This is a genomic window from Flavobacterium gyeonganense (genome assembly GCF_029625295.1).
Taxonomy (GTDB): Bacteria; Bacteroidota; Bacteroidia; order Flavobacteriales; family Flavobacteriaceae; genus Flavobacterium; species Flavobacterium gyeonganense.
Genome location: NZ_CP121112.1, coordinates 1568111 through 1590983 on the forward strand (window position 1 = coordinate 1568111; position 22873 = coordinate 1590983).

General features: G+C 34.1%; 18 protein-coding genes and 1 pseudogene. 6 read left to right on the top strand and 13 right to left on the bottom strand.

From position 1 onward, the window contains the following. Positions 1-75: 75 nt before the first annotated feature. The 7 genes from P5P89_RS06800 to P5P89_RS06830 all read right to left on the bottom strand — a co-directional run bounded on the left by P5P89_RS06800 (position 76) and on the right by P5P89_RS06830 (position 5829). A complete protein-coding gene (locus P5P89_RS06800; protein WP_278011278.1) occupies positions 76-1743 on the bottom strand; it encodes a tetratricopeptide repeat protein in 1668 nt (555 codons plus the stop codon). An 11-nt stretch (positions 1744-1754) separates the two neighbouring features. After that, positions 1755-2684, bottom strand: coding sequence for a PstS family phosphate ABC transporter substrate-binding protein (locus tag P5P89_RS06805; RefSeq protein ID WP_278011279.1), 930 nt, complete (start codon positions 2682-2684; stop codon positions 1755-1757). Between the two features lie 2 nt (positions 2685-2686). Then, positions 2687-2917: a hypothetical protein gene (locus tag P5P89_RS06810; protein WP_278011280.1), complete on the bottom strand. Its 231-nt coding sequence runs from the start codon at positions 2915-2917 to the stop codon at positions 2687-2689. Further along, a complete protein-coding gene (locus tag P5P89_RS06815) occupies positions 2917-3720 on the bottom strand; it encodes an energy transducer TonB (RefSeq protein WP_223683325.1) in 804 nt (267 codons plus the stop codon). Before P5P89_RS06815 ends, P5P89_RS06810 begins: the two co-directional genes overlap by 1 nt. Before the next feature lie 40 nt (positions 3721-3760). Further along, positions 3761-4309 carry an ExbD/TolR family protein gene (locus P5P89_RS06820; RefSeq protein ID WP_278011281.1) on the bottom strand — a complete coding sequence of 183 codons (549 nt, stop codon included), beginning with the start codon at positions 4307-4309 and terminating at the stop codon, positions 3761-3763. A gap of 18 nt (positions 4310-4327) precedes the next feature. After that, the gene (locus P5P89_RS06825) at positions 4328-4912 is read right to left on the bottom strand and encodes an ExbD/TolR family protein (protein ID WP_278011282.1); all 585 of its coding nucleotides are present in this window, start codon (positions 4910-4912) and stop codon (positions 4328-4330) included. A 92-nt stretch (positions 4913-5004) separates the two neighbouring features. Then, positions 5005-5829 carry a MotA/TolQ/ExbB proton channel family protein gene (locus tag P5P89_RS06830; protein WP_223683327.1) on the bottom strand — a complete coding sequence of 275 codons (825 nt, stop codon included), beginning with the start codon at positions 5827-5829 and terminating at the stop codon, positions 5005-5007. Between the two features lie 369 nt (positions 5830-6198). Here P5P89_RS06830 and P5P89_RS06835 point away from each other — a divergent pair, with 369 nt between their 5' ends. Next, a complete protein-coding gene (locus P5P89_RS06835; RefSeq protein ID WP_278011283.1) occupies positions 6199-7716 on the top strand; it encodes a helicase HerA-like domain-containing protein in 1518 nt (505 codons plus the stop codon). A gap of 64 nt (positions 7717-7780) precedes the next feature. On the opposite strand, the gene P5P89_RS06840 is transcribed toward P5P89_RS06835, so the two are convergent. Beyond that, the gene (locus P5P89_RS06840) at positions 7781-9121 is read right to left on the bottom strand and encodes an FAD-dependent oxidoreductase (RefSeq protein WP_278011284.1); all 1341 of its coding nucleotides are present in this window, start codon (positions 9119-9121) and stop codon (positions 7781-7783) included. A gap of 396 nt (positions 9122-9517) precedes the next feature. Between P5P89_RS06840 and P5P89_RS06845 the strand changes: the two genes are divergently transcribed. The 3 genes from P5P89_RS06845 to P5P89_RS06855 all read left to right on the top strand — a co-directional run bounded on the left by P5P89_RS06845 (position 9518) and on the right by P5P89_RS06855 (position 12084). Then, complete coding sequence (locus P5P89_RS06845; protein ID WP_278011285.1) at positions 9518-10972, top strand: serine hydrolase; 1455 nt, start codon at positions 9518-9520, stop codon at positions 10970-10972. Positions 10973-11053: 81 nt separating this feature from the next. Next, positions 11054-11470 carry a DUF6157 family protein gene (locus tag P5P89_RS06850; RefSeq protein ID WP_278011286.1) on the top strand — a complete coding sequence of 139 codons (417 nt, stop codon included), beginning with the start codon at positions 11054-11056 and terminating at the stop codon, positions 11468-11470. Between the two features lie 164 nt (positions 11471-11634). After that, complete coding sequence (locus P5P89_RS06855) at positions 11635-12084, top strand: hypothetical protein (RefSeq protein WP_278011287.1); 450 nt, start codon at positions 11635-11637, stop codon at positions 12082-12084. A 47-nt stretch (positions 12085-12131) separates the two neighbouring features. Here the strand turns inward: P5P89_RS06855 and P5P89_RS06860 are convergent. Next, positions 12132-14521 (bottom strand): annotated as a pseudogene (locus P5P89_RS06860) (penicillin acylase family protein). Between the two features lie 105 nt (positions 14522-14626). On the opposite strand from P5P89_RS06860, the gene P5P89_RS06865 reads away from it, so the two are divergent. Both P5P89_RS06865 and P5P89_RS06870 read left to right on the top strand, forming a co-directional pair. Then, positions 14627-16183 (top strand): hypothetical protein, encoded by a 1557-nt coding sequence (locus P5P89_RS06865; RefSeq protein WP_278011288.1) that lies wholly within the window; start codon positions 14627-14629, stop codon positions 16181-16183. 85 nt (positions 16184-16268) lie between these two features. Continuing rightward, positions 16269-18080: a hypothetical protein gene (locus tag P5P89_RS06870; RefSeq protein ID WP_278011289.1), complete on the top strand. Its 1812-nt coding sequence runs from the start codon at positions 16269-16271 to the stop codon at positions 18078-18080. Between the two features lie 61 nt (positions 18081-18141). On the opposite strand, the gene P5P89_RS06875 is transcribed toward P5P89_RS06870, so the two are convergent. The 4 genes from P5P89_RS06875 to aroA form a co-directional block, all read right to left on the bottom strand. After that, positions 18142-18591 (bottom strand): YMGG-like glycine zipper-containing protein, encoded by a 450-nt coding sequence (locus tag P5P89_RS06875; RefSeq protein WP_278011290.1) that lies wholly within the window; start codon positions 18589-18591, stop codon positions 18142-18144. Between the two features lie 102 nt (positions 18592-18693). Beyond that, positions 18694-19968, bottom strand: coding sequence for a kynureninase (gene kynU / locus P5P89_RS06880; protein WP_278011291.1), 1275 nt, complete (start codon positions 19966-19968; stop codon positions 18694-18696). A gap of 300 nt (positions 19969-20268) precedes the next feature. Further along, positions 20269-21318, bottom strand: a complete 1050-nt coding sequence (gene queA, locus P5P89_RS06885; RefSeq protein WP_163395267.1) for a tRNA preQ1(34) S-adenosylmethionine ribosyltransferase-isomerase QueA — start codon at positions 21316-21318, stop codon at positions 20269-20271. Positions 21319-21647: 329 nt separating this feature from the next. Then, a complete protein-coding gene (gene aroA / locus P5P89_RS06890; protein WP_278011292.1) occupies positions 21648-22871 on the bottom strand; it encodes a 3-phosphoshikimate 1-carboxyvinyltransferase in 1224 nt (407 codons plus the stop codon). Positions 22872-22873 lie beyond the last annotated feature (2 nt).

The window sequence follows — 22873 nt, forward strand, 5'->3', positions numbered from 1 at the left end:
TAAATACGGAACAAAAAAACCGATAGCTTTTGAAAACTATCGGTTTTTTGTATTTTATTTTAATAATTGGATTAATTATTTTAAAGCTTTCACTGATTGAGCTGCGTAAGTATTAGCAGGATCCAAAGCCAAAGTTTTATTGAAGTATTCAACAGCCTTAGCTTTATCAGTATTAGCATAAGCAGCACCAATTGAATTATAAGATTCAACAATTTTTTTAACAGTCGCAGGTTTAGCTAATTCTTCAGCTCCTTTAGCAGTAATTTTATTAACATACTCTGTGTAATACTTGATAATCAAATCATCTTTATCCAATAAACTATTGATTCTGGCTTTGTAAATATAAGCCTCGTCATAAGTAGGAGAAGCTACTAAAATTTTGTCAAAAGTAGCATCTGCATTTGCTAAAGCTGCTTTATCACGGCTTTCAACAGGTTTTCCAGCATTTCCGTAGTAAACAGAAATTCCATAATACACAGCGTCATCTAAATAATTTTTAGATTCTGTGTTAGCTGCTCCAAGTTCAAAAATAGCGGCAGCCTGAGTGTATTGTTTTTTTCCGAATAAAGCTTTACCAAAATCTGCAAGCTCTTCTACAACTAAAGGTTCTAATTCAATTGCTTTCTTGATATCAGCAAAACCAGCATCGAAAGCAGCCTGATCTACAACACCTTCTGCATTAGTCCCTTTTTTAATTTTAGATAAACCTAAATATAAATAATCCCTGCCAATTACTTTGTTTGTAGGCACTTTTATAAAATCTTCAATAGATTTAATTGCCACATCAGGGTTTCCATTTTCATATGCAGCATATCCTAAATATCTGAAAATCCTAGGGTTCACTTTATCTTCTGCAATCATTTTGTTTGCAACCTCTTCAAGTTTTTTATAATCTTTAACCAAGATTAAGAAATCAGCATGACGCATTTTAGAATCTAAAGAATAGTCTGTAAGACTTAAATATTTCTCATAATTCGTAATTGCATTCTGTAAATTCACTTTAGCAGTCGAAGGCTTATTTCTTGCCCATTTGTAATATGTTTCAGCTAACTCTCTGTAAACAGGACCATAATTAGCATTTAAAGCGATAACTTCATTGAATGATTTTATTGCTTCATCATACGATTTCGCTCCTTTCAACAAAACGCCTAATTGCATTTTAGCTCTCAAAAGCGTTGGATCAGCAGTAAAGGCATCACGGTAAGCTTTATAAGCATCATTTTGATTATTTGCTCCATAATATGCATCCCCAATTGCTAAAAGAGCAGTAGCATTTTGCGGTTCAATAGCCAAAGCACGCTTAAGAACAGCGATAGCATTATTGTAATCCGGATTATCAGAATTAATATAGGCACGACCGATATAAATAAATTCATCTACATCTTTGCGTTTCATATCTTTTGTTGCCAAGCCGAAGTTAGTTTGGGCAGCTGCAGTATTTTTCTGATCCAAGTCAAGTTGACCTAATCCAATATAATTTAAATTCTTTTTATCTGATGCCTCCAATCCATTTAAATAATAGATTTTAGCAGAGTCAACAACACTTTCATTTAAATATATATTCCCTAAAACAAAGTTAGCTTCACCATCAGAAGGTTTAGCTTTTATAATTGATTTCAGTAAAGACTTTGCTTTCTGAAATTGTTCTGCATCGATTGCTTTTTTAGCCTCTTTGATGTCTTGCGCTTTTACAACAGAAGCTGAAGCAACTAAGGCAAGACTTAAAATTTTGAATTTGTTCATCTTTATTGTAATTAATTATTTTCTTTATCGTTTGTAATCTGATTTCTAATCTGGAGTTTTCTACCAGGAGTTTTGACAGGCATTAAACCCGATTTCAAAACAATTCGCTGACCAATGTCTCCGGCAATGAAGGAAGCAAAGCCCATTCCTAATCCTGTGTATCCCTGACAATTTATGATATACAATTCACGTGCCAAAGGATATTTACCTTCAGCGATGTCATTCTGTGTAGGACTGTAATAATTATTATCCTTCACTCCTTTAACACTCAGAACGTTTATATTGTGAACTAAATCCTGCATTTCAGGAACTGGCTGTGAAAGCCAGTTAACTCCCACCACACCAATCATTCCATCATTTTCCGAAACAAATTTTATTACTTCGTCGTTTGTCTTAAAAGAAAAAACACCGTCAGCAGGAATATCTTTAACTTTAGCCAAATCTTTCATGTACCGTACTGTACTTGAATTAGGATTATCAAACACCAGACCTTTTATTCCAGGATTTGGTATTCCTTTCATGAAATCAACTACAGTTTTCAACGCAATCAATGTATCTTTATTGCTCTTATTTGAAATAAAAGCAATTGCATCAATCGCAAACGGTGTAACTCTTGGATTTATTTTAAGCTTTATAAATTTATCTTTTTCTGCCTGAGTTAAATCTCGCGCTGTAATAGCAACCTTTGTTTTTACATTCAGAAGGTCATTAATTACTTCAGCTTCAGATTTAGCCTTAGTATTTACTTTCGCATCATAATATGTTCCTTCAAAAACAGCAACCTGATCATCCACAATTGGCTTCACAGTTTCATCAACTGCAATTTCTATCGTCCCTTTTAAAATCGTTTCATTATTAGAATCATTTTTACTTTTTTGATTACACATTGCAAACAACAAAATAAAAATGACTAAGCCCAAAACTTTAACATTCTTTAACATACTTATTCAGTGTTAGAATTTATTAATCTCAAAAATCGAATTGCGGAATATACTATCAATAAGATGCCAAATGCATATCTGTACATAGGATCCATGTTCAATGGCAGCTTCTTCCAAAACATAATCATTAAACCCAGTACAAGATAAATTAAAAAAAACAATATTCCTAAAACGAGAAGAAATCGCTCTTTGAGCGATTTCTTCTGAATACTATTAAGTATATTTTTTAACATTATTCTGCAGATTGAATAGTAATTGGCAGAGAGTAAAGTACCCTTACTTTTTTACCATTTTGTTCGCCTGGAGTCCATTTTGGGCATTTTTTAAGAACCCTGATAGCTTCAGCTCCAGTCCCGTAACCGATATCTCTCAAAACTTTAATATCTGTTAATGAACCATCTTTTTCAACTACAAAAGTAACATATACTTTACCTTTTAAACCTTCTTCTTCCGGAGTCTTATAGTTGTTTCCTACGAATTTGTAGAATTTCTCCATTCCTCCAGGAAAGTCTGGTTTTACTTCGATACCAGCTGTGTTGTATACGTTGTTGTCTTCCTGAACGATTTCAGCAACCGGACCTTTACCTACTGGCTCATCAACAGTTAAAACTGCATCCGGATCACCTTTGATAGTTTCAGAACCGATTTTCTTTTCCTTAAGATCCACAATTTTTGGTGGCTCCTCAGTAATCTCTTCAGTCTTAGCCACTACTGGCTTAACAAATTTCACCTGATCCACTTTTGGTGGCGGTGGTGGTGGAGGCGGTAAATTTGGCTTTACCGGCTCTTTTGGCTTAGGAGGTAATTTTACCGTCGTAATTTTAATATCGTTATTTACTTCCTCTTCACCTGAATCTGGTAAAAAGCTGGCAATAAGAGGTGCAGCAATAGCTAAGCTGAAAATAACAGAACCAATGATAAGGGCTCTTACCGTGGTTTTAGTATTTGATTTTCTCAGCTCGTATGCTCCATATATCTTATTACGTCCTTCGAATACGATATCAAGCCACTGATTTTTAATAATATCTAATTTCATATTTCTTAATTATTAGGTTATTGACAAAATAAAATTGCTTTTATTTTTTCTCTAACAATTCTGTTTCTTTAGGTTGAAAGTCATTAACAATTGCATAAGTTCCAACTCCTGTAATAGCCATTTCATCCAAAATATCTACTAAGTTTTTATACTTAGATTTTTTACCTGGCTTGATGATTACAATGATACCTTTATCCTTACTTCCTGTGTATTCTATTACAGACTTTTTACGAGCCAGTAATTCTTTACGGATACCGTCTTTCCCATAAGCGATATCTTTAGGACCTGCAATAGGAGAATCTAATAATCCCATATAATAGATTAGTTTATTATTCTCACCCATCATAATGGTCATAGTTCGTTTTTCATCAACTTTTATGTCCTTATTTTTAGTTTCATCCTCATCTTTATCTGGCAAACCTAAACTCATCGATTGAGGTTTTGACAACGTTGTGGTCAACATAAAGAACGTGATCAATAAGAATGCCAAATCCACCATTGCCGTCAAATCGACCTTAGAATTTTGCTTTTTACTTCTTACTTTGCCACCTTTTCCGCCGCCACCGTCGCCGGTATTTAATTCAGCCATTTTAGTGTATATTTTTAATTAAAAGTCTTTTCCTCTCATACCAGTAACTAGGTTAAAGGTATTGATTTTCTGATCTTGTAAGATATCCATAATCTTTTTAATTTGTGGATAATCTTCTTTCGCATCTCCTTTTATTGCAATCTGCAATTCTTTATCATCTAAATCAATAGCTGCTCTTCTTGAAACCAAAAGCCATTCTTTTAATTGATTGTTTAAAGAATCGATAGGAACTCCAGGCTGATTAGCCTTGCTTCTGTCCGCAGCTTTCATATCGATAATCTGCTTTAAACTTGCAAGAGGCACACCAAAGTCATCCATTAGTGCAAATTTCTCTTTATCCTGATCTGAAAAAGAAACGCCTAATTTATTACCCATTCCTTCAAGAGTTCTTTTACGCAACTCTCTTCCTTTTAAATCAAAAAACACTTTGCTTTTTCCGTCTTTTCCTTTACCTACTGAGATGATAGCCAAATCTGAATCTGGCAGTTTAGTCTGTACAGTAGATGATGGAGTATCAACAGGAAGTGCCTCTGGCACCTTAGCAGTAGCGGTCAAAATAAAGAACGTAAGCAAAAGGAACGCAACATCACACATGGCAGTCATATCTGTCGATGTTGACTTTTTTTCATTTTTATTTTAGCCATTCTCTTTTTATTTTATTTTGATAATTAATTCTAATTATTATCAAAAATTAATTATTGTCTTAAGCTTCCTCTGAATTTTCTGTAAGTATTAACGATTGTAGTACCAGCCTCGTCGATAGAGTAAGTTAAATCGTCAATTTTAGCAGTAAAGAAGTTATAAGAAACGATCGCTAATACAGAAGTAGAGATACCTGTTGCAGTGTTGATAAGTGCCTCAGAGATACCTGTTGCAAGAGCAGCCTGATCAGGAGTACCAGCAGAAGCTAACGCACCAAACGCTTTAATCATACCAGATACAGTTCCCAATAATCCTCCTAATGTTCCTAATGATACTAAAGTAGAGATGATAGTCATGTTTTTCTCTAACATTGGCATTTCTAATGAAGTTGCCTCTTCGATTTCTTTGTGGATTACTTCTGAAGCTTCTTCACTGTTGAATCCTTCTTTTTTAACGTCCTGATATTTAATCAAAGCAGATTTAATTGCATTTGCAACAGAACCTTGTTGTTTGTCACATGAAGCGATAGCAGCCTCAATGTTTCCTTCTTTAATACTTCCTTGTACATTTTTCATGAATGTATCTAAGTTAGCTTTACCTGCAGCTTTTGAAATAACGATAAATCTTTCAATAGAAAAAACAACAACCATTAAAAACATACCTAATAATACTGGTACAATGAAACCTCCTTTATACACCATTCCTAAAGTATTGATTGGGTGACCTGTTTCCGGATTACCACCTTCAAAGTTAGCTGAATCACCCATAACGAATTTCCAGATTAACCAACCAACAAAAACACATGCTGCAATAATGATTCCTGAAACCATTCCTCCTCCATTTGAAGTGCTTTCTTTTTTAACTTTAACGTTTGCCATTTTTTTTAATTTTAATAGTTTTAAATAATTTTTATTTTTAGTTATAATTTAACTTGTAGGGTAGCAAATTTATACGTTTAGTTTAAATAAAAAAACTTTTTTTAATTTAATTGAAGCAAATTTAACTTGATTTTAAAAAAGTTCTCATTAAATTGCCCGCATCATTTTTTTGATAAAACAAAAAAAAGGTCAATTTGTAGAAAAATTACAACGTTTTAGTAAATATTCAAATATTCCTTTGCTATCTTCTTAAAATGTTGCGAAATTATTTTTTGCATTATTTCCAACTAAAAAGGCCGGTTTAATGTTAAAAAAATCATATTAAAACCTAAGCAATACTCTTATAATCATCTAAATCACGAACAAAAAATGAATAAAAAGGACAATTTTATTGAGGATATAAATAAAGGATATTCCTTTAAAGGTGACAGCATCATTTTAGGCGGCGCCATTCTGGACGGAGAAGCAACACCGGAAACGCATGTAAAGGTTCCACTTAAAACTTTAAATCGTCACGGACTCATTGCAGGTGCTACCGGGACAGGTAAAACAAAAACAATCCAGGTTTTTTCGGAGCAGCTTTCAAATGCCGGAATTCCTGTTCTGATGATGGACATAAAAGGTGATTTTAGCGGTATTGCAAAAGAAGGAAAAGAAGAAGGTTTTATTACTGAACGTCATGCTAAAATAAACCTACCTTATACTATAGCTGCATTTCCTGTTGAGTTAATGTCATTATCTAAACAAAGTGGTGTACGTCTGCGTGCCACTGTTTCTGAATTTGGACCAGTACTATTTTCACGGATTTTAGATCTTAATGACACACAGGCAGGCGTCGTTGCTGTAATTTTCAAATATTGTGATGACAAAAACATGCCTTTATTGGACCTAAAAGACATTAAAAAAGTCATCAACTACATTACAGAAGAAGGTAAAGAAGAAATTGAAGAAAGTTATGGTAAGATCTCTACTTCAACCACAGGAACTATCCTAAGAAAAATAATTGAACTCGAGCAACAGGGAGGCGATTTGTTTTTTGGAGAATTATCTTTTGAAATTGATGATTTGATGCGGATTGATGAAAGTGGCAAAGGATACGTAAATATCATTCGCCTGACCGATATTCAGGACAAACCTAAATTATTCTCTACATTTATGTTAAGCCTACTGGCGGAAATTTATCAGCAAATGCCGGAAAAAGGAGATGCTGACCAACCTGAATTAGTTATTTTTATTGATGAAGCACATTTAATTTTTAATGAAGCCAGCAAAGTCTTGTTAGAGCAAATCGAAACTATTGTAAAACTGATTCGTTCGAAAGGAATTGGTATTTATTTTATAACGCAGAATCCAATGGACGTTCCAAGTGGTGTTTTGGCACAGCTGGGACTAAAAATCCAGCATGCCCTTAGGGCTTTTACCGCAAATGACCGTCAGGCAATTAAAAAAACAGCAGATAATTACCCAACTTCTGAATATTACAAAACCGATGAATTACTTACGAGTTTAGGAATTGGGGAAGCACTGGTGACTGCCTTGAACGAAAAAGGAGTCCCGACTCCATTGGTTGCGACCATGATGCGCGCTCCTCAAAGTCGAATGGATATTTTAACTACTGATGAAATTGAAGAAATAAACAACAAATCCAAACTAGTTAAAAAATACAGTGAAGAAATCGATCGTGAAAGTGCCTACGAAATTCTGAACAAAAAAATTGAAGAGGCTGTACAGGCAGCAACAGAACAAGAAAAACAAGCTCCGGCTAAACCTTCAAAAACAGAGCCCAGCACTACTGAAGTAGTTACAAAATCTGTTCTTAAAGTTGTTACAAGTGCTACGTTTATAAGAGGCGTTTTTGGAGTTTTATCGAAATTCTTAAAAAAATAAAAACAATTAAAATGTCGAAAATCAATTACATTATTAATTTCTGAATTGATTTTTGACATTGGATTTATTTGGCAAGCAATTCCAGAATCCTGTTTTCAACTTCTGGTGAATTCCAGATGTTTTCGATATTATCTAATTTTAAAACTTCTTCCATAATTTCGTTTTGGAAATCTCCTATCGCCAAGGCTTCTGCGTAAGGACGATCACTAAATGTTACACGACTATATAGCGGAATCCATTTATCCGGATGTTTGTCTGAAAAAACTTTTTCTATCTTCTTTTGCAGCAAAAATTTTTCATCTGCCGTTTTAGTGCTCATTTCTATAAAATTGCGATAAGAAAGTTCTGCAATCGCATCTGCATTTGGCTTTCGCGAAATTTGATATTCTGAAAAAATCTTTGTCCAGTCGTCACCGTACCTTTCAATCATTTCATTTAAAACCGAAATGTCTTCAAAACCGGCATTCATTCCTTGCCCGTAAAACGGAACAATGGCGTGACATGCATCTCCAATTAATGCAATTTTATTTTCAAAAGTCCACGGAAAACATTTCATCGTTACCAAAGTACTCGTTGGATTTTTAAAGAAATCATTTGCGAGTTCCGGAATTACCTCAATCGAATCCGGGAAGTTTTTCGTAAAGAAATTTTCTACCATTTTTCGGTCTGTTAAAGACGCAAAAGAATTTTCTCCTTCAAAAGGCATGAATAAAGTACAGGTAAAACTTCCATCAAGGTTAGGAAGTGCAATCAGCATATATTCTCCTCTTGGCCAGATATGAAAAGAGTTTTTATCCAGTTTATGCGAGCCATCTGCATTTGCCGGAATATTAAGTTCCTTATAACCCATATTTAAAAATTCCTGTGAATAATTGAACATGCTCTGACGCTGCATTCTGTGGCGAATCCTAGAAAAGGCACCATCGGCTCCAAAAACCATATCAAATTTTCGTTCTTCCCACTCCCCTCTTTCAGTTTCTCCAATGTGCAAAGTCGCATCACTCAAAGTAACATCCCAAACTTTCTGTTCAAAATAAAATTCGGCACCTGCTTCTTCAGCCAGGTCAATCATTCTTCGGTTTAGTCTTCCTCTTGAAATCGAATATATCGATTCTCCTTCCTGACCGTAATTCTGAAAATTAAGTTTATCAACCAAATGAATCGCACGTTTGTCCATCGGAATTGCAATTTCGCGAACCGAGTCTCCAATACCAACAGCATCCAGGGCTTTCCAGCCCCGATTGGACATGGCAAGATTTATAGAACGCCCGGAAAAATTGATTTGGCGGATATCAGGACTACGATCATAAACATGAACAGTGTGACCGGCTTTTTTAAGATAAATTGCCAAAAGTGATCCTACAAGTCCGGAACCAACTACAGCAATTTTTAATGGAGTTTGCATCAAGGGAAAATCTAATATTGGGTCGTAAAAATAAGTAATAATTATACATAAGCTTTAAAATACAGCAATTATTTACCGTAAAGGCTACGAAAATCTAAATATTTACATGGGCATGACCCGCTGAAAAAGCGAGCCGGGCTATCCGCTAAATCTTTTGTTCCGTTTCTCTTCACAAAAGGATACCGCTGCTATCCCTCATGCGGCACTCTCTTTCATAAGCAAATCCTTTTAATAATTTATCAATAAAAAAAGGACCGATGTTGAAACCAAAAACTAGATCAATCGTCTAATACATTATGAGATAAATCAATTCATTAAAAAATCGTAAATTCGACACAACTTACTGAATATCTAAGAATTAAAAAAAATCATCAATCAAAAAACGAATCAGTCATTATGAAAAAATCAATTAAACTAATCTTGCTCTTTACAATTGTTCATCTCTTCACATCAACTATTTTTTCTCAGGATAAGGCAAAAAAAATCGAACAGCTTTTAAACAAATACAATGAATATGGCCTTTTCAACGGTTCAGCCTTAGTTGCTGAAAACGGAAAAGTTATTTTTAAAAAAGGGTACGGCTTTGCCAACATGGAATGGAATATACCCAATAAAACAACTACAAAATTTAGATTAGGTTCAATAACCAAACAATTTACAGCCTTCCTGATTGTGAAACTTGTCGAAGATGGCAAACTAAAACTTGATGCCCCGATTACTACATATTTACCGGATTACCCGAAAGAAAACGGCGACAGAATAACGATTCATAATCTACTGACACACACATCCGGAATTCCTAATTATACGGATGCTCCTGATTTCTTTAAAGACAAAAGCAGAAATCCCTACACTCCTGAAGAATTTGTAAAAACATTTGATAAACTGCCTCTTCAGTTTAAGCCAGGCGAAAAATTCAGTTACAGTAATTCTGGTTATTTTCTACTTGGCTATATTATTGAAAAAGTTTCGGGTAGAACATATGAACAATATTTGCAGGAAACCATACTTAGACCTTTAAAAATGGTCAACACAGGTTATGATCATAGTGATATCATCTTAAAGGACAGGGCTTCAGGTTACGAAAAACAAGGAAAAAGCATTCACAATGCTCCCTACATAGACATGAGTATTCCGTATGCAGCAGGTTCTTTATATTCGACTGTTGAAGATTTGTATCTTTGGGATCAGTCGTTTTATACAAATCAATTACTCTCTCAAAAGTCTATGGATTTGTTGTTTAAACCTTACATCAATACTGGCGGAAATGATTCCTATGGCTACGGATGGTCTATAGAAGAAGCTTCAAATGGCACTGAAAACAAAGTAAAAGTCATCGAACACGGCGGAGGAATAAACGGTTTCAATACCATTATTTCACGAGTTCCTGCCGACAAGAATCTGGTCGTTTTACTGAACAATACAGGCGGAACAGTTTTAAACGAAATGAACGATGCAATTCGTGCTATTTTATATAATCAGCCTTTTGATAAGCCTAAAAAATCATTAGCACTTGAATTACTGGATGTTTTTATGACAAAAGGAACTGTTTATGGGCTTGATACTTATACAAAGTTAAAAAATGATCCTACCTATAAAATCAAGGAAGGCGACATGAACAGAATTGGATACTTATTATTAACGGCGGGAAAAAAGAAAGAAGCAATCGAAGTTTTCAAAATCAATGTCGTCACTTTTCCTAAATCAGGAAATGCTTACGATAGTTTAGGAGAAGCTTATTTAGCCGATGGTGAAAAAAAACTAGCCATAGAAAATTATTCAAAATCTATTGAACTTGATCCTACGAATGAAAATGGAAAGAAAATTTTATTAGAAATTTCAAAAAACTAAACATAAACGATCCTTTTATTTCACAATCTCTCTGTGTAAAAGTTGTATTTTAGATTATTGCTAACGAATGAATATTATAAGATGAAAGTCCATACTACAAATTATCAGAATACATTTATTGAAGTTGCAGAAGATTGTCCTGTAGCAAATGGGGAAATTCCACCTCTAAAAGGCACAAATAAAACAATAGCCAATATTGAATTTGATATGATTAGTAAAAACCCCTACAAATATTCGTCGGATGATGTTTTGTTTCAGGTCTTTGCAGAAAAAAATGATGTAACAAAGTCAGATTACAAAAATACCAGGGAAACATTTTTTTCTAAAGGACAAGCATGCCTAAGAGCTTCTCCTTTAACAAAACGTTACGGTTGGGGAATTCACAATGATGAAAATGGAAAAATTGCCCTTTACGGAATGGAAACCAGTGAATATGAGAAGTATTCAAAAGATGAAAACATTAAAGTTGTAAAGGCAATGCGAAGCTCCAGAAAATAATTAATAAGATAATTCATTTCAACTATCATCCTGATTATTCCGACAATACATTTTTTTCTTTGTATTGTCGGTTTTTTATTGAAAGTCATTATTGTAAATCGGATATTTAAAGCAAAAAATATTATTTTAGCGCGACCCTAATCAATATGCAACTTTAATAACCTATGAAAAACTTTACTAAATACCCTCCTTTGATTTTATTACTATTTATGTTTGTACCTGGTATAAGTATTTCACAACAATACAAGACTATAGTACAAATGCCCACACAGCAAAATGCAATTATTGTAAATAAAATTATTGAGACAACTCAATACAAAACTTACTTTGTTGATTATTGTTTAAATAAAATAAATGAAACTGCCAGCAAAGAAAATTGGGATGAACAAAAAACTGTGAAAATAACGGAGACAATCAACTTTAGAAACTTCAGGGATGCTGTTTACAATTTGTTTGCATTTCATGATGAAATAGAATTGGAAACACTTTTAAAAACATACCAAAAAGATAAAATATATCAGACTACCAATATCATGACAACCAACAAGGCACTTAATTATAACCTTGACATATATGCCAGGGATATTGTTAAGGGAAAATATATTTCTAAATAAACTTGCTGAGATTCTTAGGTTCCATGCTTTCTTAGAACCTAAAAAACCTACCTCTTAGGTTTGAAAACCAATTTTGTCGAAGTCCTTATAATCTCGTCTTTATTCAGTTTCATCTTTCTAAATTTTCCGGCGTTGTACATTCCTGTCTGATCATCATAATGTTTGCTAAATGGGTTCCCGGATTGACCTGTCGGTAAGATGCTCCAGCTGTTTTCTATATCCGAAAAATCAACGACTCTTCTTGTTGAAGGACCGCCTTTTACATAATATTTCCCTTCGTCATTATATCCAAAAAACAAATTATTGATTACTTCATTGGAACCTGGAGAATTGAAAGGTCCGACATTAAATAATCTGCGGAGAGCAGCGACTTTACCTAATGGATGTTCGTGCTCAACGGTATGTACTTTACCCCAGTTCCAGTCAGAAATATTTTCACCTAACTGATTTTGCAAACCAATAACGGCATCGCGAAATGATTTTGAAACAATTTCTTTTCTGGTTTCTTTTATATTTTTGGTTTTGATATTATCCCACCAAATCGAGTTTTCATTTTTGATCTGATTGGCTATAACTTGTTTTCCTAAAGAAATTCCTAAGAATAAATTGAAGTTTTCTTTACCCATTTCGTCTTCAAAAGTATTTTTCAAATAGAGATAAATCCACTTGTTGTAAATCGTAGGCGCGACATCCTTTATATTCGTCGTTCCTTTCCATGATTTTAAAATTTTCAATGCTTCTTTTTCTTTGTTTGAAAGTGGTTTTGAATCTAAACCTGAAATCAGATCTTTAACCACACCAACCGCAACATCAGAAGTGTTATCGTAAATCATCTTACTGATCCCTTCTTTGTCCCAATCGGATTTTGCGTCCAGAAGTCCAGAAATTCTTTTGGCGCGGTCTTCTGGCAAATAATATCCTGGGTAAAGAAATCCGTTATCAATAGGTTCTGGCTGATTATTGGCAGAATAAACATATCCCCAATTCGGATTTTCAGCTGAAGGATTTTCTTCAAAATCTAAAAACTTCGTAATATCATCTTTACCTGTTGAGCCATCTAAAATTAAGTGTGTGTTGACCCCCTCATTGTGCCTATACAATTTCCCGCTCGCCCACCAACCCACATTACCTTTGGCATCACCGTACATCACGTTTAACCCAGGGGCAGCGATCAAACTAACCGCTTTTTTAAAATCGGTTGTGTTTTTAGCATGCGAAAGTCCGTAAGCTGCATCTAAAATCAAGATAGGTTCTCTAGTGTATGTCCATGACATCGCAATTGGATTTTTCTTCTCTAAGCGCTCAATTAAATCATTCATAACAGGTCCATGGCGCGTTATTTTAACTGTAAGGACAACATCTGAAGAATCTTTTACTTTAATTGTTTTTTTCTGATTTCATATTTGCTAAAACCTGTCGGCGTTTGATATTGAGAAGGGTCACCTGTTTTGTTTTTTTCCTGATAAAAATCAATATCATCATTTTCGAACATTGTCAGACCATAAGCATAATCCCTGTTGTGTGCCAAAAGCGGAAATGGAGTTCCTGCCAAGTAACAACCATACAATTCTTGCTTCGGTGTAACTAAATGTGCTTCATACCAGGTTCCAGGCTGAGAAAATCCGATATGTGGATCATTTGCAAAAATAACTTTTCCTGTTTTGGTTTTATTTGGTCCCACCACCCAGCTATTGCTTCCAACAAACGGTGGAACTGGAGATTTATCCAACAGAAGAGCAACTGATTTTGCTATCTCAGTATATTCTTCGATATTTTCTTTTGAGTTTTTAATTTGTGTTGTATTGAATTCGCCTTCAATTCCTAAGTCTTTCAAATATTCCGCACCATATTTATTTTTAATCACGGTTACTAACGGATCCGTTTTTTGTGCCATTGCAAAGCTAAAAGACATATAACCGAAAATATTATACACATCTTCTATGGTAAATTTTTGCTTTTTTACGCCTACCAAAGTAAATTCTATTGGTGTAACCCCATTCTCTAAATATTGATTTATTCCGTCAAGATAAGCCTTAGTAAGTTTATAGCTTTCGCTGTTTTTATTCAATTTCGCAATTGCTTTTGCAGAAGCTTCTTCAATACCAATTCCGGCAAAAAATTTATCATTTTTAAGTGCGACGCCTCCAAAAATTTCAGATAATCGTCCCGGAGCAATTCGACGCAGTAATTCCATTTGCCATAACCTTTCCTGCGCATGAACATAGCCTAAAGCAGTCATAGCATCTTTCTCTGATTCAGCATAAATATGAGGCACCCCAAAATCATCAAAATATACGGTAGTTTCTTTTTTGAGATTTTTTAATTGTACTTCCCCTTCATATTGGGGTTTCAAATGAAAAATATAAGCAAATAAACTTATCGCAGTAACTACCAACAGTACTAAAACTGCTAACAAAATCTTTTTAATTATCTTCATACTCAAAGCTTAGGAAAAGTAATATTATAACTTATAATCTAAATCGTGTAAAAAACAATATTATTAAAAAACCTAAATTTATGTAATTAATACCAATACGATATAATGTCAATCTACAAAAAAATAGCAATCGGTTTAATTTCTGTACTTCTTGTTGGAATATTTCTCAACATCGGTCTTAACTACTGGATCAAAAAACAGCTTCCCATTATTATTCATGAGAAAAACAACACCGCTTATGATATCAATTATGAAAAAATTGAAGTGTCATTATGGTCCAGAAATATCTATGCAGAGACGTTATTAGTAAATCCGAAAAATGCACCTAAAGACAGTAAAAATGGACTTTTTTCTAAAATCGAGTCCATCACAATTAAGCATTTCAATATTTGGGATTTGGCTTTTAACGATATCATTCAGGCTGAAAGCATTATTATCAATAAACCCCGTGTAATTCTATATAAAAAAGGGGAAAAACTATTAAACAACAGCAAAAGCATCAAAACGCAAATTATTGAACCATTCAGAAAAATAATTGCTGTTTCTAACATTTATTTGAATGATGGAACAATCGATGTTGTTTCTTTAGATACTGAAAAACCAATTTTTAGCGTTAAGAAAATCATATTAAAACTGGAAGGAATTTTAATTACGGATGCTACCCTTAAAGAAAAAATCCCAATTCAATATAAAACTTATGCACTGGTTATTGATAGTTTATTTTACAGACCAAGTGCTTTTTATCATATCAATATTGGCAAAATAAGTACTGAAAAGAACTTTTTAAAAATCAATAATTTCTCTAATCTGCCACAATTTAACCGACGTGATTTTACGAAACGGCTAGAAAAAGAAAAAGACATTTATACACTCAAATTTGATTCGGCCCAAATTAAAAAAATGAACTGGGGCTTTAAGAATGATCGCTTTTTCTTCAAAGCAAATTCGGTTGTAATCAATCATTTTGATGCCAATATTTATCGCGGCAAAATGCCAAAAGACGATTTAAGCAAAAAATATCTTTACAACCACTTATTACGAAATATTAAATTTCCGCTTCAAATTGACACTTTACAGGCTTTGAAATCAAAATTGGTTTATGAAGAAGAAATAGATTTTTCTAAAGGGCCTGGGGTTCTGAATTTTGATAAATTTAATCTACAGGCAACCAATCTAAGAAGTGGCTTTGGCTTAAAAAAAACCAATGATGTTGAGATTAAGGTAAATTGTATTTTCATGAAAACTTCACCTCTTAATGTCGACTGGAGTTTTAATGTTTTAGATAAAAAAGACAGTTTTCATATTCAGGGCGTAATTTCAAATTTTGATGTTGCGGCAATGGGACGATTCAGCAAACCTTATATAAATGCATCATTCACAGGAGTTTTTAACAAATATCGCTTTAACTTTTATGGGAATGATATTATCTCAAAAGGAAATGCTTCATTGGATTACGACGATCTTAAAGTGAAATTATACAAAAAGAAAAAGCCTGAAAAAGAAGCCAAACTCAAAAGTGCTATCCTTAACCTGCTAGTTAAAAATGACTCCAATGACAAGACAAAAACTGCTGATGTTGAGTTGGAACGTATTCAGGAAAAATCCTTTTATAACTTTTTATGGCGCAGTATAGCTGAATCCCTGAAGAAGATCCTGATTTAAATCTAAACGAATCTCAAACCTGACAATTATCAGGTTTAGAGAAAATGTTTTTTTCAATCTTTGTTTTTATTTTAATTGAAAACAAATGACAAAGAAACGTTTACACACTTTTCATATTCCGGTAATGGGACTTGCTTATACTATTGATAGTCCGATTCGGGTGGCGCAATACGGCATTTCGTCTGTAATATCAATTGCCGACGATGATCTGATTGAGAAGATGCGTAATTTTTACAGCACCAAATTCAACCTTCCGTATGAAGAAATAACCCAAAAATTTCACGATTACCGGGCTGAAAGAATTACATCTTATCTAAATCTGGTTGATAAAATCGTAAAAGAGAAATTCGAAAATTTTAAATACGAAATAGCAGGGAGCAAAACTGCTTTAGAAAACTTTATTGCTATGCTGCCCAATACATCAGATATCAAAAAAGGTTTTCAAAATTTACTTGAAGATGGAATTTCTGTTAAAGAAAATATTCAAAATTATATCGAGTCCCATCTTTTTCCGGGAGAGATTGATGTGAATATCATGACAAAATTAGACAAAGATAATTTCGTCAAAAACAAGCAGCTCCCTGTTGAATTTAATGATGCGCATGCTGCTTTAAGAGGTTTTGCAAACAGTAATCTCCAATCATCAGTGGTGCTTTCTGCCGGAATGAATCCGAGGCTTTATAGTTATTTTGAAAATTTCACTGACTTCTTTCCTGATGAAAATAATCAGCTTCGAAAGAAAATCATTTTAAAAGTCAGTGACTTTAGATCTGCGATGATTCAGGGAAATTTTTTAGCCAAGAAAGGACTTTGGGTTTCTGAATACCGAATTGAATCCGGATTAAATTGCGGCGGACATGCTTTTGCAACTGATGGACTTTTACTGGGGACGATTCTTGAAGAATTTAAACAGAAAAAGCAGCAATTGATTCAAAATTCACATGATTTAATGACAAAAGTACTACAACAGAAAAATGGATATTTTCCTGAGCAGCCTTTAGATTTAAAAATTACCGTTCAGGGTGGCGTGGGTACATCTGAAGAACACGAATTTTTACTGGACAATTATAATGTGGATTCTGTTGGCTGGGGATCGCCATTTTTATTGGTTTCAGAAGCCACATCTGTAGATGATGATACCCGAAAATTATTGATAAATGCTAAAGAAGAAGATCTTTACTTAAGTCATATTTCGCCTTTGGGAGTTCCGTTTAACACTTTGAAAGGAACGACAAATGAAATTCTGAAACAAAAGCGCATTCGGGAAAACAAAGCAGGAAGTTCCTGTCCGAAAAAATTTCTGGCATTAAGCAAAGAATACGATTTACACGGAATTTGTACTGCGTCAAAAAAATACCAGGACATTAAACTGGAAGAACTGAACGCTATAAAAAATACTATTTCACTTAATGCTTTTGAGAATGCTAAAGCTAAAATTACAGAGAAATCCTGTTTGTGTGTTGGTTTAGCAAATGCTTCTTATTTAGAAAATGACATTAAAATAAAAGGGCAGTCTCAGGGAGTTGTAATTTGTCCAGGACCAAATATGGCATATTTCGACCAGGAAGTTTCATTAAAAGATATGTTACAGCATATTTATGGAAATAAGTCAATTTTAAGAATCCACGATCGTCCAAATTTATTTATGAAAGAATTAAAAATGTATATAGAGTATTTTAGAAATGAAATTGAAACAATTTCCGGAGAAATAAGTGCGAATCAGATTAAAAAATGGAATACTTTTAAAAGCAATATTTTAGAAGGAATCGACTATTATCAAAATCTGTTTTCACACACTTTATATTTTAAAAATGATGAAGAGAGAATGAAAAATCAATTTGATTTTTATAAATCAGAATTAAATTCAATTCAAATACCAATATCAAAACTAGCTTAAATAACAAAACCCCGATTGATGAAATCGGGGTTTTGCTTATCATTTATTATAGGATTAAATCTTATTCTTTTTTCTTTTTGCTGCCATCAATAATAGCTCCTGTTCCGGCTCCAACACCAGCTCCGGCCAAACCGCCAATTATGGCTCCTTCTCCTTTTTTCTTGCTGACTGCGGCACCTGTAATTGCTCCAACTCCGGCACCAATCACTGCACCTTTTGCAGTAGAACTCCAGCCTTTCTTTTTAGCAGGAGCCGCTGTAGTTGTAGTTGTTGCATCCTGACGCACTACGACAACTTTTTGTGCTTCTGCTTTTCGTGCTTCTTCTGCTTTTTCTTTTTCCTCCTGCAGATTAGCCATTTCTGTTTTCATCGAATCAATGATTCTTTGTTTGTTAATTTCGACTTTCATTGAATCGATACTGGCCTGCTTCGCTTTCTCAATATCAGCTTTTCCCTGATTTTGACAAGAAATTACAGTTAATGCGACTAATAAAGAATATAACGCTTTCATAATTGTATTTTTTAAAAAAATTATAAAACAAAGTAAAACAGAATGCCTTAATAATATGTTACAAAATTTTGAAGAAATTTTACAGAATTAAATTAAACTGCATCATTTTGCTAAAATTCCCTTTTTTAGAATCTGTCCAAAATCATACATATCTTCAAAAGAGCAATACAAAGGAACTGGTGCCAGACGAATAACATTGGGCTCGCGCCAGTCTATAATTACGCCGTTTTTCATCAAATAATCGAATAAGCTTCTTCCTTCTCCGTGTAAAAAAACAGATAATTGAGACGCTCTTTCTTCAGGATTTGAAGGTGTTATAATTTCGAAATTACTATCAACTTCCTTATCAATTTCATGGAGTATAAATTCCAGATAAGAGGTAATTTTATCTCTTTTGGTGATTAAGGCATCCATTCCTACCTCGGCAAACATTTCTACAGAAGCTAAATAGGGAGCCAAAGAAAGTACCGGCAAATTACTGATCTGCCAGCCACCCGCACCTTCAACTGGATCAAAATTAGGTTCCATTTTAAATCGGCGCTCTTTATTATGTCCCCACCAGCCTGCAAATCTTGGCAAGTCTGAATTATGATGTCTTTCATGAACAAAACACCCGGAAGCATTTCCTGGACCTGAATTCATATATTTATAACTGCACCAGGCAGCGAAATCTACATTCCAGTCGTGAAGTTCTAATTTTATATTTCCAGCAGCGTGAGCTAAATCCCAACCTACTTTTGCACCAGCTTTTTGTCCGGCTGCAGTAATGGTTTTAATGTCGAAAACCTGCCCAGTATAATAATTTACGCCTCCAATTAAAACCAAAGCCAACTCGTCACCAACTTCTTCAATTTTTGCCAGAATATCTTCAAGTCTAATATTGTGTTCCCCTTCGCGGCGTTTTATTTCTACAATAGCATCTTCCGGTTTATATCCATGAAAATGAACCTGGCTTTGAAACATATACTGATCTGAAGGAAAGGCTTTTTCCTCGCAGATAATTTTATAACGGGTTGCAGTAGGCTGATAGAAAGAAACCATCAGCAAATGAAGGTTTACAGTCAGGGTATTCATAACCGTAACTTCTGAAGGCAGGGCACCTACAATTTTACTTAAAGATTCCGGGAATCTTTCCTGATAATCCCACCATGGCTTTTCTGCATAAAAATGACCTTCTACCGCAAGATGTGCCCAGTCATTCATTATTTCATCAATATAGGATTTGGTTCTTTTGGGCTGTAATCCTAAAGAATTTCCTGTGAAATAAATAACACGTTTACCATCTACTTTAGGAAAAATAAACTGATCCTGGTAATGATTTAAAACGTCTTGTGAGTCAAGTTGTTTTGCGAATTCGCGTGTATTTTGAAAAGTCATTGTTTTTGTTTTGCCTGCTAAAATAACAATTTTTGTTTGTTTTGTTTAAAGTTTCAGGTTTCATGTTGATATTCTGTGCGTGATTTACCGCAAAGGGCGCAAGGATTTTCTTGTTCAGTTTATGTTTGCCTTATGAAAAAGAACGCAAAGCTTTGCGAACTTAGCGTTTGTAAACGTTATTCTTGATAAAAAATCCTTGCGAACTTTGCGGTTAATTTCACTACAAACCTGAAACCATAAAAAACAAAAAACCCGACAGGTTTTAAAACCTGTCGGGTCTGGATCTGAGCTAAAATCAGATTATAGAATTAACATCGCATCTCCGTAAGAATAAAACTTATATCCTTCTTTGATTGCTTCATCGTAAGCTTTTTTCATTAAATCATGTCCACAAAAAGCTGAAATCATCATTAATAATGTTGATTTTGGCGTATGGAAATTAGTAATCATACAGTTTGCAATACTAAAATCGTGAGGAGGAAAGATAAATTTATTTGTCCAGCCTTCGTAAGGATTCAAAGTATTTGCAGAAGAAACAGAACTTTCAATTGCACGCATAGAAGTTGTTCCTACTGCACAAATACGTTTTTTCTTTGCTTTTCCTTCATTTACTATATCACAAGCTTCCTGAGTTATAATTAATTCCTCAGAATCCATTTTGTGTTTTGATAAATCTTCCACCTCAACTGGGTTAAAAGTTCCTAAACCTACGTGTAAAGTCACCTCAGCAAAATTTACTCCTTTGATTTCCAGTTTTTTCAAAAGGTGTTTTGAGAAGTGCAAACCAGCTGTTGGTGCTGCTACAGCTCCCTCTTCTTTTGCATAAATCGTCTGGTATCTGTCTGCATCTTCGGGAGTTACTTCACGGTTGATATATTTAGGGATTGGAGTTTCTCCAAGTTCTGTCAATTTATTTCTGAATTCCTCATAAGAACCATCATATAGAAAACGTAAAGTTCTTCCACGAGAAGTCGTATTATCAATTACCTCAGCAACTAAAGAGTCATCATCGCCAAAATAAAGTTTATTACCAATTCTGATTTTACGTGCCGGATCAACCAAAACATCCCAAAGACGCTGTTCTGAGTTTAGTTCTCTCAATAAGAAAACCTCTATTCTGGCTCCTGTTTTTTCTTTATTTCCGTACAAACGCGCCGGGAAAACTTTTGTATTATTAAGAATTAAAACGTCTCCGTCATCAAAATAATTGATTACGTCTTTAAACATTTTATGCTCGATAGTGTTTTTTTTACGGTCAATTACCATTAAACGGGACTCGTCTCTGTTTTCTGCCGGGAATTCAGCCAAAAGTTCTTTTGGTAAGTTGAAATTGAAGTGTGATAATTTCATATTGGAATATAAGATTTTAAAATGTCTATTTTAGATTTATGTACCTAAAAATTTAAATCGCCTGCAAATATACGATTGTGAAACAGGCGTTGTCAAGTGTTTTGCCGTTTATTTTCAAAAGTCGTTGATTCAGTGGCGTTTCGACAACATTAAAAAACGTTTTTCTACCATATAAGCGATATAAGTTCATTTAATTTGAATGCTTGAAAAATTAGTTTGGCTAAAGCCGAAAAACTAATCATAAAAAAACCTCCAATTAAAAATGGAGGTTATTCAATTATGCTCATTTTATTTAAATGAACTTATATCGCTTATATGGTTTAAAAGCTTTACAGTTCTGAAACTTCAAAGTCTAATTGTTTTAAATCATTCCAGAAATCCGGATATGATTTTGAAACTACTTCTGCATTTTCGATAATAATTGGAACTTTTAAGGCCAAAGGCGCAAATGCCATTGCCATACGATGATCGTTATAAGTGGCAATTTTCACATTATGATTAATTGTATCAGAAAGTCCTAAAGTCAAACTATCATTTGTCACCGAAATATTGGCTCCTAATTTTGTAAGCTCGATTCGGAGTGCTTCAAGCCTGTCTGTTTCTTTGATCTTTAAAGTATGAAGCCCTGTTAAATGACAGCCAATTCCTAATCCTAAACAAGTAACCACAATCGTTTGAGCAATATCAGGTGTATTATTAAGATCAAAATTTACTGTTTCAAGTTTAAAATCTGGCTGTCTTACTAATGTCATTTTATTTGCTTCGAAAGTAGTTTTGACACCCATTTTTTCATAAATAGAAACCAAAGCCGAATCTCCCTGTAAACTATTTTCCTTATAACTGCTCAAAGTTATCGATGCCTCATCAGCCAACGCTGCCAGACTGAAAAAATAGGATGCGGAGCTCCAGTCAGATTCAACAACTATTTCTTTTGAGACAACTACCTCCTTTGGATACACTTTAATTACGTTTCCTTCAAAACTGGTTTGAATATCCAGATCATTCAGCAAAGCCAAAGTCATTTTAATATACGGAATCGAAGTAATTTCTCCCTCTAAAATAAGCTCTAATCCATTCTCTAATTTTGAAGCCACTAACAAAAGAGCCGAAATATACTGACTGCTCACATTTGCAGCCAGGCTTACTTTTGAAGCGGTTACTTTTTTTCCTTTAATTCTGATTGGCGGATATCCCTCTTCTTTTTCATATGAAATTTCAACACCCAATTGTGCCAAAGCTTCTACCAAAATTTTTATCGGGCGTTCCTGCATTCTGCTTGAACCTGTCATTACAACTTCACGTCCTTCGTTTACTGCAAAATAAGCCGTTAAAAAACGCATCGCTGTCCCGGCATGATGAATATCTACAATCTCATCATTTCCCACAAGGGCTTTTTGCATTACCTCACTGTCATCAGAATTAGAAGTATTAGCAAGGGTTATATTTGGAAAAAGTGCCTTTAAGAGCAATAAACGATTGGTTTCGCTTTTTGATCCTGTAACAGCAATTTGACCTTGTAAGTTTTTATGGTTGGTTTGAAGTAATAAATTCATCT